This is a genomic window from Microbacterium sp. NPDC064978 (assembly GCF_044543605.1).
In the GTDB taxonomy this organism is placed as follows: Bacteria; Actinomycetota; Actinomycetes; order Actinomycetales; family Microbacteriaceae; genus Microbacterium; species Microbacterium meiriae.
In genome coordinates, this window is record NZ_JBITWF010000001.1 from 1011474 (window position 1) to 1024239 (window position 12766).

A 12766-nucleotide genomic window follows, 5' to 3' on the forward strand; every position below is an offset into this window, starting at 1 on the left:
ACCAGTCTCGGACCGCGGTCGTCAGACCGCGGTGGCCAGGAGCACGCGCGGGCTCCCCGGCAGGGCGACGGTGTCGCGCACCGCCCACCCGGCATCCGACAGCCAACCGCGCACCTCGGACTCGGGGTACACCACGGTGCCGTCGATCACGAGGTACTCCCCCGCGTGCAGGGCATCCAGGGCGCGCTGCTCGTCGTCGTCGTCGAGGAAGAAGTCGAGCACCGTCAGCGTCGCCCCGTCGGCCGCCGCCGCACGGAGTCGGCGGAAGATCTGCGCGTTCTCCTCCGCGGAGAACCGGTGGATGACGTGGTTGGCGAACACCGCGTCGTACGCGCCCTCGGGAGCCGTGGTCGCCGTGTCCCCGACCTCGACGGCGGCCCGGTCGGCGACGCCCGCCGCCGCGACCGCCTCGGCCACGCCGTCCTCGAACCCGGGAGCGTAGACGAAGGTCGTGTGCAGCTGCGGGTTGCGTGCCATGACGGCGAGGGCGAACTCGGCGGACAGACCGCCGAAATCCAGGACCTTCGTCGCACCCGCGAGGTCGACGAGCCGGCCGAACTCCCGTGCGTGCAGGCGGTTGTACGTCATCACCCCCGCCATGAACGTCCCCCACCGCGCGTCGTCCATCTGCAGATCGCCCGGTTCGGTGGTGTCGACCGTGTGGGCGAACTGCAGCCAGTGCGGGTAGCTGATCTCGTCGAGGAAGGTGAGGAAGGGGGCGAGGTCGATCACCGCGTCCTCCCCAGTGAGGTAGGCGGACGCGTCGGGGGCCAGCGCGTAGCGCCCCTCGGTGCGGACGAGGAGACCCTTCGCGGCGAGGGCGTCGGCGAGCAGCCGGGCGATCCGCTCGCTCACCCCGCAGCGCTCGGCGATCGCCGCAGCCGTGTCGGCGCCGGCGGCGACGGCGGCGAACAGGCCGATGCGGCTGGCCTGGAAGAGCTGCTTCGCGGCCATGTAGCCGGTGGCGATGTCGAGGATGCGGGCGGCGTCGGGGGTGGGGGTGTCGGTCATGGCGGATGCCTTTCGATATGTGTACGAACGTTGGAAATAAAGGACAGGAGGGGGCCGGGCGTCGATCGGGCGGGTCAGTCCGCGAGGAACCCGCGCACAGCGTCGCGGAACGCGGCGGTGTGCAGCGCCGCGAGATGATCCCCGGGGACGCGTCGCACCCGGACGTCGGGCAGCCGCGCGGCGAGCTCGTCGATGCCCGCGGCCATCGGGTCGTCGGTACCGCCCAGGAGCAGCACGGGCATCGCCGGGGCAGCAGCCTCGGGCGAGAACGGCTCGGTCGCGAGCCCCTCGATGAGGTCGAGCAGATCGTCCGGGCGGTTGCCGGGCAGGCTCACCATGTGCACGATCATCCCGGACAGCGGATCGACGGGAGCCGGTCCGCCGGCGATCGCGGCCCGAGCGGCGGAGAGGTCGACGAGCGCGAAGGGCTCCCCCGCACTGAGGCCGCCGAGCACGAGACGCCGCACCGCGACACCCGGGTGCCGGGCGAGGTCCCACGCGAGCCGGGCACCGAGCGAGTACCCGACGAGGTCGATCTCGTCCGGGCCGATCGCTGCGGCGAGCGCGTCGAGCACCGCGGAGGTCGGCACGGCTCCGAGCCCGGGGGCGTCGCCGTGCGCCGGCAGGTCGAGGACGCGGCGCGGTCGGTCGCCGAGCACCGCCGCCCACTCGCTCTCCGGCCAGTCCTGCGTGCCGCGCGAGGCGAGGCCGTGCAAGAACACCACGGGTCGTTCAGGGGGAAGGGTCATGACGGGCCGTCCTCTCGGGACCGGCCCCTCGCCCTCAGCGCAGCCGCGCGAGGAACCGGTCGATGTAGTTCTCGTAGTCGGCGATGCGGTCGCCGTCCGGGTACATGAGGTTGATGACCGTCGCCCCGACCGCCGCGGAGATGTACTCGTCGGCGAGCGGGCCGTAGTCCTGATCGCGGATCGATCCCTCGTCGCGGGCCGCCTCCATGCGCGCGATGAGCGAGGATCGCCACGAACCCAGGTGTCCGCGGTAGAGCTCGGCCAGCGACTCGTTCGCCATCGCGTATTCCCAGAGCGCCAGGAGCACCCGGCCCGCGGCGATCTGCTCCGGGTCGCGCGGCACGGTGGCCTGCAGGAAGCCCCGCAGCGCGTCGTCCGCCGCCACCGGTTCCTGCCCCGCGGCCTCCACGCCCTCGGACATCTGCTGCAGGATCGTCTCGAACGTCGCCGCGACGATGCTCTCCTTCCCGGGGAAGTAGTGCTTCAGCGCGCCGTTCGCGAAGCCCGCCTCCGCGGCGATGCTGCGCATGGTCGCCGCCTCGAACCCACCCTTCAGGATGATGCTCTTGGCCACCTCGACGATGTCCCGTCGCCGCTGGTCGTGGTCGATGATCTTCGGCATGGCGTCCTTCCGGCCGAGTCCGGGGTGTGGCGTGTTCCGGCCTGGAGCTACCGTACCGCCGCATCGGGCACCTCCCGCAGAGCGAGCCATTGCGCCCGGCGTTCCCGCTGCGCCACCGGGTCGGCGACGGGTGAGGCCAGTCGCAGGCGCTCGGCGTACGGGTGACGCGGCGCGCGGGTGACCTGCTCGCCGTCCCCGATCTCCACGATCTCCCCCCGGTACATCACGGCGACCCGGTGACAGACCCGCCGGACGACGCCGAGGTCGTGCGAGACGAAGAGGTAGGCCACGCCGGTGTCGCGCTGCAACTCGATGAAGAGGTCGAGGATGGTCGCCTGCGTGGTGAGGTCGAGTGCACTGACCGGCTCGTCGCACACGATCAGCCGGGGTCCGCGGACCAGGGCGCGGGCGATCGCGATGCGCTGCCGCTGCCCGCCGGAGAACTCGCTCGGATACCGGTCCATGCTCGTGGAAGGCAGCCGCACGCGGTCGAGCATGTCGCGCACGCGCGTGTCGGCCGCCTTCGCTCCGATGCCCGTCGTCAGCAGCGGCTCGGCGAGGATGTCGCCGATGGTCAGTGCCGGGTTGAGGGAGCCGTACGGGTCCTGGAACACGACCTGCACGTCGTCAGCGAGCGCCCGTCGGGCCTTGCCGCCGAGGCCGCCGATGTCCCGGCCGTCGAAGCGGATGCGGCCCGCGGTCACCGGGGCGAGGCCGAGGATGGCCTTGCCGAGGGTCGACTTCCCGGATCCGGACTCGCCGACGAGGCCCAGGCATTCACCGGGGGCGATGTCGAGGGAGACGCCGTGCAGCGCGCGGAAGGCGTGTCTTCCGCGGCCGTACTCGACCACGAGGTCGTCGACCTGCAGCAGGGGGTTCACCGGAGCGGCGTTCATGCGGGGACCTCCGTCCGCCGGCCGTCGAGCGCGGCGCGGCCCTCGGCTTCGTCGAGCGACGCGGCGATGAGCTCGCGCGTGTACTCCTGGGTGGGCGCGGCGAAGAGCTCGTCCACGGGCCCCGACTCCACGATGTCGCCGCCGCGCATGACGATCACGCGGTCGCAGATGTCGGCGACGACGCCGAAGTTGTGCGTCACGATGAGCAGCGCCATGCCGTACTCGGCCTGCAGCTCCCGCAGCAGTTCGAGCACCTCGGCCTGCACGGTGACGTCGAGGGCGGTGGTGGGCTCGTCCGCCACGAGGAGCGACGGTCGACCGGCGATCGCGCCGGCGATGAGCACGCGCTGGGCCATGCCGCCGGACACCTGATGCGGGTAGCTGCGCATCACGCGATCGGGATCGGACAGCCCGACCCGCAGGAGCACCTCCCGCGCGCGCTGCCGGGCGGCGGCCTTCGCGAGCCCGTGCGTCCGGCGCAGCGGCTCGATGAGCTGATGCCCGATCGTGTACGAGGGGTCGAGGTTGCTCATCGGCTCCTGCGGCACGTACCCGATCGTGCGTCCGAGCAGGGCCTGGCGCTCCTTCGGCGTCGCGTGGGTGACCTCCGCGCCGCCGACCCAGATCGCGTCGGCGGTCGCCCGGCCGGTCGCGGGGAGCAGGTCGAGCACCGAGAACACTGTCTGCGACTTGCCCGACCCGGACTCGCCGACGATCCCGACGACCTCGCCTGGCGCGACGTCGAGGGTCACGCCATGCACGACCTCGGTCTCCCCCGTCGGCGTCGCGTGGACGACGTACAGGTTCTCGACGCGGAGGACCGACGCCGGGGCCTCGTGGCGGACGCTGCCCGTGGCGGGAGCCGCGGCGACCTCGTCGCCGGTCTCGAGCACACCGCGCCGCCGCCGTCGGGCCGCCCGCGGCGTGCGCACCTGCACGAGCTCGGCGAGCGTGGAGCCCATGATCGCGAGGACGGCGATCGTGAGACCGAGCGCGGCGGAGGGCCACAGCAGCATCAGGGGGTAGGTGAGCATGAGCCGGAAGCCCTCGAGCATCATTGCGCCCCAGCTCGGCACGTTCGAGTCGCCGATGCCGAGGAACTGGAGCCCCGCCTGCATGCCCATCGCGATGCCGGCCGTGAGCGCGGTCTGGATGATGACGGGCGGGTAGACGGCCGTGATGACGTGCCGGAAGATGATGCGCGCGTCCGACAGGCCCGACACGCGGGCGGCGTCGATGTACGCCTCGCCGCGGACGGCGAGCGTCTGCGACCGCGCGATGCGGAAGTACCCCGGCACCATGAAGACACCGACGGTGACCATCAGCAGCTCGAAGTTGTTGCGGCTGCCGGCGGCGACCACGAGGAGGATGATCATCCCGGGGATCGACTGGAGGGCGTCGCTGATCCAGGTCGCGACCCGGTCGAAGACGCCGCCGAAGTACCCGGCTGCGACACCCGACGGGACCCCGACGACGAGCGCCGTGACGATCGTGATGAGCGCACCCCACAGTGTCGTCCTCGTCCCGTAGATGAGGCGGCTGAGGATGTCGCGGCCGGTGGAGTCGCCGCCGAGCAGGTGCTCCGGCGAGGGCGGGGCCTTGGCCGCCGCGAGGTCGACGAGGTTCGGGTCCATCGGCGCCAGCAACGGCGCGAACACCCCGACGAGCACGATGAGCACGAAGATCGCGAGCGGGATGTAGCCGCCGGGGTGACGGAGGAAGCGTCGGAACAGGCTCGACCGGCGCTTCTGGGCGGCCCGGTCGAAGGCGACGCGGATGTCTGTCGTGGTCATGCGACGCGCACCTTCGGGTTGATCCAGCCGAGCACGAGGTCGAGCAGGAGGTTGATGAGGACGACGAAGACGATGGAGACCACCGTGATCCCGAGCAGCATCGGGATGTCGCCGTTCTGCGACGACTGGTTCGTGAGCTGCCCCAGACCGGGGAGGCTGAAGATCTGCTCCACCACGATCGCCCCGGAGAGCAGGCCCACGAACATCAGGGCGATCACCGTGAGCGCGGCGGGCGAGGCGTTGCGGAGGATGTGCAGGTTCACCCGGGCGGCGGACAGGCCGCGGCTGCGGAGGGTGCGCACCCAGTCCTGGCGGCTCTGGGCGATGACGGCGTTGCGCAGCTGCTCCGACACGGCGACGATGCCGCCCAGGGCGAGGGAAATCGCCGGCAGCGTGATCGAGCGCAGCCAGCCTTCGACGGACTGCGTCGGCGGGACGTAGCCCACGGCGGGGAACCATTTGAGCTGCACCGCCAGCCACATCACCAGGACCAGGCTCACCCAGAACCCGGGAAGTGCGAAGAGGACGACGGAGATCCCCTTGATGATGCGGTCGAACCAGGTGCCGGGGCGGAGTCCGGTGATCATGCCGAAGGCGACGCCGATGACCGCGGTGATGAGGGTCGCGAGGGTCACGACGGAGAGAGTGACGGGGACCTTCACCGCGAGCTGCGCGCCGACCGGCTGGAAGTTGCGCCACGAGACGCCGAAGTCGAGCAGGACCGCGTGGGAGAACCAGTCCCAGAACTGGACGATCAGGGGGCGGTCGAGTCCGATCTTCGCCGCCAGCGCCTCTTGCTGCGCGGGACTCGCCGTGGTCCCGAGGAGCGAGGCGGTCGGGTCGCTGATCGCGAGGTGGGCGAGGAAGAACGTGCCGATCGAGACCGCGACGAGCAGGAGGATGCCGGACAGCACCCGCTTCGCCGTGAAGAGGAGCATGGGGGCCTCTCGAGGGTGAGGAGGAGGGGAAGGGGTGCCGGGGCGGCCGCGTGGCGACCGCCCCGACGGGCGTTCAGCTCTGCGTGATGTACCGCAGCGTCGGGAACATCATCCCCACGACGGGCTGCAGCTGGATGCCGGGCGCCGTGTAGTAGATGTTGTTCGCCTGGTACCAGACCGACCACCAGGCCTGGTCGACGAGGGCCTCGTTGAGCTCCTTGATGGCGGCGGTCTGCGCGTCGCCGCGCTCCGTCTGCACCTTCTCGACGAGCGGGGCGATGACCTCGTTCTTCGCGTAGTCGGGCTCCGGGTTGAACCACTGCACGCTCGTCAGCTGCCGGGAGACGGTGGCCACGTCGTTGCCGTCCATCGCGAGGAAGGAGATGAACATCGGGTAGTTCGGTGCGTTGAGCTGGTAGTCCGGCATCTGCATGTTGTCCCAGGTGACGGTGATGCCGAGCTCGTTGAGGGCCTGTTCGGCCGACGGCTTCCACATCTCGAAGATCGGGGACATCGGCATCGAGATGTCGAAGCCGTCCGGGTAGCCGGCGTCGGCCAGGAGCTCCTTCGCCTTGTCCATGTTGAACGCGTACGCATCGTTGAGCTCGGGGTCGTTGACGTCGCCCCCGTCCGGGAAGACCTGGTTGGTGGCCACACCCGCACCGCTGCCGACCGCCGCGAGGACGGCCGCGCCGTCGAACGCGTAGTTCAGCGCCTGGCGGACCTCGAGCGTGCCGAGGGGCTCGCTCTTCGCGCCGGTGTGGTCGGTGATGACGAGGCCCGCCCACCCGGAGACGCGCTGGGCGGTGTTCCAGCCCTGCTGCTCGGCCTGGTCGAGGTTGGCCACGTCGCCGTACTGCACGTTGATCTGTCCGCTGAGCATCGCGTTGTGCCGGGCGGTCGCGTCGGTGATCGGGTAGATCGCGAGTTCGGCGAACGGGTACGTCTTCGCGTCCCAGTGGTCCTCGGTCTTGGTGAAGTGGTACTCGGCGCCCGCGACGCTGGTGTCGCTGTCGAGGACGTACGGGCCGGAGCCGATCGGGTGGCTGCCGAGCGTGCCCGCCTCGATGGACGCCGGGGGCATGACGTAGCTGCGGCCGAGGCCCATCAGGTAGAGGATCGTGTCGTCACGCTGCGTGAGGGCGATGCGGACGGTGTCGTCATCGACCTTCTCGAAGCCCTTCGCGTTGACGTAGGCCTCACCGGACCGGGCGCCGGCCTTGAGGTACTCGAGGCTCGCGACGACGGCGTCGGCGTCGACCGGGGTGCCGTCGCTGAACACGGCGTCGGTGCGGATGTCGAGGTCGATGCTGAGGTCGTCGTCGGCCACGGTCCACTTCGTCGCGAGCGACGGGATCGGGGTGCCGTCGGCGTCGAGGGCGATCAGGGCGTCGTACACCGCGGACAGGTAGGGGCCGTCGAAGCCGATGTCGGCGAGGGACGGGTCCCACGAGGTGACGTCCAGGAAGTTGCCGATGTTGAGGGCGTCGGGGCCTTCGGCGCCGCCGCCCTCGGACGGCGAGGGCGTTCCGCCGCCGCTGCAGCCGGCGAGTGCGAGGGTCGCGGCGACGGCGGCGGCGACCGCGAGGGGCATTCGTTTCATGGTTCCTTCTCTCGGGTGCAGGGGGTGATGAAGAAGGTTCGAAGAGCCGCTGACCGGAGACCGGGACCGACGCCACTTCGATGTGTCGTGCTGGTTAGTCTACATGCGTGGAAAAAGAGCGCAAGCGCGTTTCTTCCTCTGGCCGCGCGGACCGATGCCTCAGCGCGCACCCGCCTTGCTCCCCCGCGCACACCCCGCCCCGTCCCGTACCCCACCCGCCCGCACCCCGCGGGTACAGGTGCGGGTACCGGGATCAATAACGCACCCCTGCCCTCCCCGCGCGGCCCACTTCTGATCCCGCCACTGCACCCACCCCTCCGACCGGATCAGAAACACCCCTCGGCGACGCCTTTTCGGCACCCTTTTCATCCCGCACCGGGGTGGACGACGGCGCGAACGGGCCACACTGCCGCTCCCGAGGGCCCCGCACCCCTTCCCGGGATCAAGAACGCACCTCCCACCCGGGCCCCAGGAGCACTTCTGATCCGGAGCGTGCGCGGGGCACTTCCGATCCAGCACGGAGGCGAGGAGCGCTTACGATCTGCTGCGAACACGAGGAGCACTTCTGATCCGGGGCTCCGGAGAGCGGTCCGGTCGCGCACGAGCGGCGCGCCCGACGACCGACACACAGCCGCCACCAGAAGCGGGATCAGAATCGGCCGCACGCCCTCCCTACTCGGCGCGTTCTCGAATCGGCACGCAGAACGTCACGTCCTGCGGGATCAGAAACGTGCCCGTGGGGCGCGCGCGAGGTGCGGAACTGATCCCGCGCCCGGAGTGGGACGCGGGGGCGGAGTGGGACGCGGGCCAAGCGAGTGCGGGATCAGAAACGTGCCCGTGGGGCGCGCGCTAGGTGCGGAACTGATCCCGCACGCGGAGTGGGACGCGGGGCGGAGTGGGACGGGGCAGAGCGAAGCGGGATCAGGAACGTGCTTGCGGGGTGCGCGCGAGGTGCGGAATTGATCCCGCACGCGGAGTGGGACGCGCGGGCCGAGTGGGACGCGGGGGCGAGCGAGTGCGGGATCAGGAACGTGCCTGCGGGGCGCCTGCGAGGTGCAGAACGGATCCCGCACGCGGAGTGGGAGGCGGGGGCCGAGCGAAGCGGGATCAGAAACGTGCCTGGGGCGCGCACGGGAGGTGCGGAAGTGATCCCGGACGCCGGGGGGAGGTGCGGGTGGGAGGCACGGGGGTCACCAGGTACCGTCGGGGCGGACGGCGTGGTCGACGCGGCAGTCGGCGAGGGCGGCGCGGACCTCGGCGCCGTGGTCTCGGACGAGGGCGAGGGCGGCGTGGTTGTCCTCGAGCTGCGCGACGCGAGAGGCACCGAAGAGTACGTTGGCCGTCGCGGGGTTCGCCAGACAGAAGGCGATGCCGAGGGCAGCCGGCGTCACCCCGAACTCCCCCGCGACCCGCGCGACCTGGGGGTACACGGCGAGGATCCGCTCACGGATACCCCCGACATCGGCACCGATCTTGCGCTGGGGCATCCGTCCCGTGGCGAGGATTCCGCCCTCGAACACGTCGGAGGCCTGCAGCGCGAGGGTTCCGTCGGCGAACAGGGGTCCATAGGCGTCGCCCTCCGCCATGGCCCGGCGCGCGATGCCGTACTTGAGCTGCGCGAACGCGGGGCCGACCGCCCCCTGAGCGGTTGCCTCGGCGAGCGCCGCCCCGGTGTCCGCGATCCGCCAGTTGTTGATCCCCCACGAGTCGACCAGGTCGTCGGCGATGAGGGCGTTCACGTCGGCGACGAGTCGCGGCATGTCCGGGGCGTTGAGGCAGTCCCCCACCACGAGGGTGTCGAAGCGGTCGAGGCCGGCCCGCTCGAGCGACTCCTCGATCTGCCCGCGGAAGCCCTGGTGCGGCCAGTCCCACAGCCAGAGCTTGCCGCAGAGCACGACGTCGACACGGTCCACCCCGCTCGCCCGGAAGGCCTCTCCGAAGAGGATGTCGGTCCGGGAGTTCTCGGCGTGCGGCCCCATGTTGTAGTACGCGATGTCGAAGAATCCGGCATCGAGGTCGACCGCCCGCTGGATGAGCTGCACCGCATCGTCGAAGCCCATGCGGTCCCAGGTGTTCCACGATCCGAGGGCGAGCGGCGGCACCGTCGCACCCCGAGGAGACAGCGGCTTGCGGGGGTATGTCACATCGGGCATGAGGGCTCCTTCGCCGTCTCGGGGCACAGGGTTGTGTTTTTCTATGTTTGTAGAATATAACGGAGGAATCCCATCGGAACACCGTCAGTGAGGACGACCATGACCGCTTCCCCGCGCCGCATCCTCGTCACCGGAGGAGCCTCCGGGCTCGGCCGCGGCATCGCCAGCGCCTTCCGCGCCGCCGGGGACGAGGTGTTCCTCGGCGATGTGAACCTCGAGGCCGCCCGGGCCGTCGCCGCCGAGATCGGCGCCACCGCCCTCCCCCTCGACATCGCCGATGAGGGCGCGGTCACCACCGCCGCCGCGCAGCTCGCGGACGCCGGCGGGCTCGACGTCCTCGTCAACAACGCCGGCGTCGTCGCCGGCGGCGGCACGCTCCAGGAGGTCGCGGTCGACGCGGTCGACGCGGCCCTGCGCGTCAACGTCCGCGGCACGTTCCTCATGCTGCGGGTCTTCGGCGGGCTGCTCGCGGCCGCCGGCCACGGGGCCATCGTCAACATCTCCTCCATCGGCGCCCGGCAGCCCACCCCGGGCCTCGGACACTACGAGGCCACGAAGGCCGCGGTCGACGCGCTCACCCGGACGGCCGCCATCGAGCTCGCCGGCTCCGGGGTGCGCGTCAACGCCGTCGCCCCCGGTCCCGTGCTCACGCCCCCTGACCGCCGACTTCGCCTCGAACCCCGATGCCCGCGCCGCCTGGGAATCGCGCATCCCGCTCGGCACCATCGCCGAGGTCGACCAGGTCACCCCGCTCGTGCTCTTCCTCGCGAGCGAGGCCGCCAGCCACATCACCGGGGTCTCGGTCCCCGTCGACGGCGGCCAGCTCCTGGTCTGACCCCCGTCCCCCTCCGTGCGGGATCGATTCCGCCCCTCCTGGCACCGCGGAGGACCGTCTTCGATCCCGCCACCCGCCCCGCGACTGGAGAACCCATGACCCTCCCCACCACCACCCGCGCCGCGGTGCTCACCGCGCACGGCGAGCCGCTCACGCTGCAGGACCTCCCGCTGCCCGCCGAGATCGAACCCGGCGCCGCCCTCGTCCGCATCGCCTGCACGACGCTGTGCGGCACGGACATCGAGATCTGGGAGGGGAAGATGTCGTTCCCCGGCATGCTGCCCATGGTCCTCGGTCACGAGATGGTCGGCGAGATCGTGGCCACCGGGCCCGACACCCGCGACGCGCTCGGCCGCGCACTCTCCCCCGGCGACCGGATCGGCTGGTCGGAGTCCACCTGCGGCGAGTGCCACGGCTGCGTCGTGCTGCGCGAGCCGGTCGCGTGCTCCCGCCGCGGCTACGGCTTCCTCCAGCGCGCCGACGTTCCGCCGTTCGCGACGGCCGGGCTCTCCGAGTACGCGTACGTGACCCCGGGTGCCGCCACGCTCCTGCTCCCGGCGACCGTCAAAGACACCTGGGCCTCCATGGCGGGCTGCGCCGCGAAGACCGTCCTCCGCGCGTTCGAGCGGGCCGGCCGGATCCGCCCCGGCTCCCGCGTGGTGGTGCAGGGCTCCGGCGCCCTCGGCATCTTCGCCACCGCAGTCGCGAGGATCGCGGGTGCCGGGCAGGTCATCACCGTCGGCGCCCCCGCGGCTCGTCTGGAGCTCGCCGCCCGCTTCGGCGCCGACGCCGTCGTGGACTTCCGCGACGGGCCCGTCGTCGACCAGGTCCTGGCGCTCACCGGAGGCCAGGGAGCGGACCACGTGTTCGACTTCGCGGGTGCCCCGAGCGTCGGACCGGACGCCGTCGGCATGGCCGCCCAGCGCGGCACCGTCGCGATCGTCGGCTCGACCGGCCCCGCCGGAGACGGCTTCGCCCTCAGCACGATCATGGGCAAGGAGCTCACGGTGGTCGGCTCGCTCAACGGCGACATCTCCGACTACGCCCGCGCGATCGACTTCTTCACGGCGTTCGCCGACCGCTTCCCCTGGGACGACCTGTTCAGCGCCCCGGTCGGGCTCGCCGACGCCTCCGCGAAGATCGCCCACATGCACCACCTCGATGAGGTCAAGGCCGTCATCGACCCGAGCCTCTGAGGAGCACCATGACCACTCCCCTCCCCCTCCGCGAGATCGGCCGCAGCGGCCTGCACGCCTCCCTGTTCTCCCTCGGCTCCTGGCACACCTACGACCGCATGGACTTCGCCGACGCGGTGGCGCTCCTCCGCGAGGCCACCGACCGCGGCGTGAACCTCTTCGACGTGGGCGTGTACTCCGCGCCTGGCGCCCCGCCCGTCTTCACCGACGTGATCTTCTCGGCGATGGTGCGCGCGGCCGGGCTGCGCCGAGAGGAGTGGCTGCTGTCGTCGAAGCTCTGGCTCGAGGCCTTCGGCGCCGACGGCTTCCGTCCACAGCTCGAGAACGCGCTGATGCGGGTGGGAGTCGAGCACGCCGACCTCGTGATCCTCGGCGACCTCCGCCGCGACGACCTCGAGCTGCGCGATCTCGTGCTCGACCTCGCCGCGCTCGCCGACGCCGGCCTCATCCGCGCGTGGGGCGTGAACAACTGGTCGGCGGCGAGCATCCAGGCCCTGATCGACCTCGCCGCCGCGGAAGGCGTGCCCGGTCCGCAGATCGCGCAGCTCAAGTACAGCGTCTCGCGGCGGTCGATCCCGGACGGCGAGCCCTTCGCGCGCCTCTGGGAGCAGGGCCTCACGCTGCAGGCCTCGGACTGCCTGGAGGGCGGGATCCTCGCCGGGAAGGTGAACGGCGACCGGCAGATCGGGCGCGACCCCGGCGGCATCCGCGAACGGATCATCGCCGACGTCCCCGCGTTCACGGCGGTCGCCGACGACCTCGACGTGACCCCCGCCCAGCTCGGCATCGCGTTCACCCTCACCCACCCCGCCCTGACGACGACGCTGTTCGGCGCCTCCCGCGTCGCGCAGCTGCGGGCGAACCTCGACGCGGCCGCCCTCGTCGACCGCGTCGGCGCCGCCGAGCTGCGCCGTCTCGCCGAGCCCTTCTGGGCCGACCGCGGGGTCGTCGACCCCGAAGGCCCCTGACG

At 71.5% G+C, this 12766-nt stretch carries 11 protein-coding genes and 1 pseudogene; 4 read left to right on the forward strand and 8 right to left on the reverse strand.

Features of this window, described 5'->3' with window-relative positions:
• Positions 1-21 precede the first annotated feature (21 nt).
• The 8 genes from ACIGJI_RS05135 to ACIGJI_RS05170 all read right to left on the reverse strand — a co-directional run bounded on the left by ACIGJI_RS05135 (position 22) and on the right by ACIGJI_RS05170 (position 9765).
• Positions 22-1011: a methyltransferase dimerization domain-containing protein gene (locus ACIGJI_RS05135; protein WP_363445729.1), complete on the reverse strand. Its 990-nt coding sequence runs from the start codon at positions 1009-1011 to the stop codon at positions 22-24.
• Positions 1012-1085: 74 nt separating this feature from the next.
• Positions 1086-1760 carry an alpha/beta hydrolase gene (locus ACIGJI_RS05140; RefSeq protein ID WP_363445727.1) on the reverse strand — a complete coding sequence of 225 codons (675 nt, stop codon included), beginning with the start codon at positions 1758-1760 and terminating at the stop codon, positions 1086-1088.
• Between the two features lie 34 nt (positions 1761-1794).
• Positions 1795-2382: a TetR/AcrR family transcriptional regulator gene (locus ACIGJI_RS05145; RefSeq protein ID WP_101846902.1), complete on the reverse strand. Its 588-nt coding sequence runs from the start codon at positions 2380-2382 to the stop codon at positions 1795-1797.
• A 47-nt stretch (positions 2383-2429) separates the two neighbouring features.
• Positions 2430-3278, reverse strand: a complete 849-nt coding sequence (locus ACIGJI_RS05150; RefSeq protein WP_363445725.1) for an ATP-binding cassette domain-containing protein — start codon at positions 3276-3278, stop codon at positions 2430-2432.
• A complete protein-coding gene (locus ACIGJI_RS05155; RefSeq protein ID WP_363445723.1) occupies positions 3275-5071 on the reverse strand; it encodes a dipeptide/oligopeptide/nickel ABC transporter permease/ATP-binding protein in 1797 nt (598 codons plus the stop codon). Before ACIGJI_RS05155 ends, ACIGJI_RS05150 begins: the two co-directional genes overlap by 4 nt.
• A complete protein-coding gene (locus ACIGJI_RS05160) occupies positions 5068-6009 on the reverse strand; it encodes an ABC transporter permease (protein ID WP_247642057.1) in 942 nt (313 codons plus the stop codon). The genes ACIGJI_RS05155 and ACIGJI_RS05160 overlap by 4 nt, the downstream gene beginning before the upstream one ends.
• A gap of 73 nt (positions 6010-6082) precedes the next feature.
• Complete coding sequence (locus ACIGJI_RS05165) at positions 6083-7612, reverse strand: ABC transporter substrate-binding protein (RefSeq protein ID WP_363445721.1); 1530 nt, start codon at positions 7610-7612, stop codon at positions 6083-6085.
• A 1190-nt stretch (positions 7613-8802) separates the two neighbouring features.
• Positions 8803-9765: an aldo/keto reductase gene (locus ACIGJI_RS05170; RefSeq protein ID WP_363445719.1), complete on the reverse strand. Its 963-nt coding sequence runs from the start codon at positions 9763-9765 to the stop codon at positions 8803-8805.
• Positions 9766-9864: 99 nt separating this feature from the next.
• Here ACIGJI_RS05170 and ACIGJI_RS05175 point away from each other — a divergent pair.
• The 4 genes and pseudogenes from ACIGJI_RS05175 to ACIGJI_RS05190 form a co-directional block, all read left to right on the forward strand.
• A pseudogene (locus ACIGJI_RS05175) lies at positions 9865-10371 on the forward strand (SDR family oxidoreductase); the annotation flags it as partial.
• Between the two features lie 49 nt (positions 10372-10420).
• A complete protein-coding gene (locus tag ACIGJI_RS05180; protein ID WP_363445973.1) occupies positions 10421-10600 on the forward strand; it encodes an SDR family oxidoreductase in 180 nt (59 codons plus the stop codon).
• A gap of 95 nt (positions 10601-10695) precedes the next feature.
• Positions 10696-11796, forward strand: coding sequence for a zinc-binding dehydrogenase (locus ACIGJI_RS05185; RefSeq protein WP_363445971.1), 1101 nt, complete (start codon positions 10696-10698; stop codon positions 11794-11796).
• Positions 11797-11804: 8 nt separating this feature from the next.
• Complete coding sequence (locus ACIGJI_RS05190; protein WP_363445717.1) at positions 11805-12764, forward strand: aldo/keto reductase; 960 nt, start codon at positions 11805-11807, stop codon at positions 12762-12764.
• Positions 12765-12766: the final 2 nt, after the last annotated feature.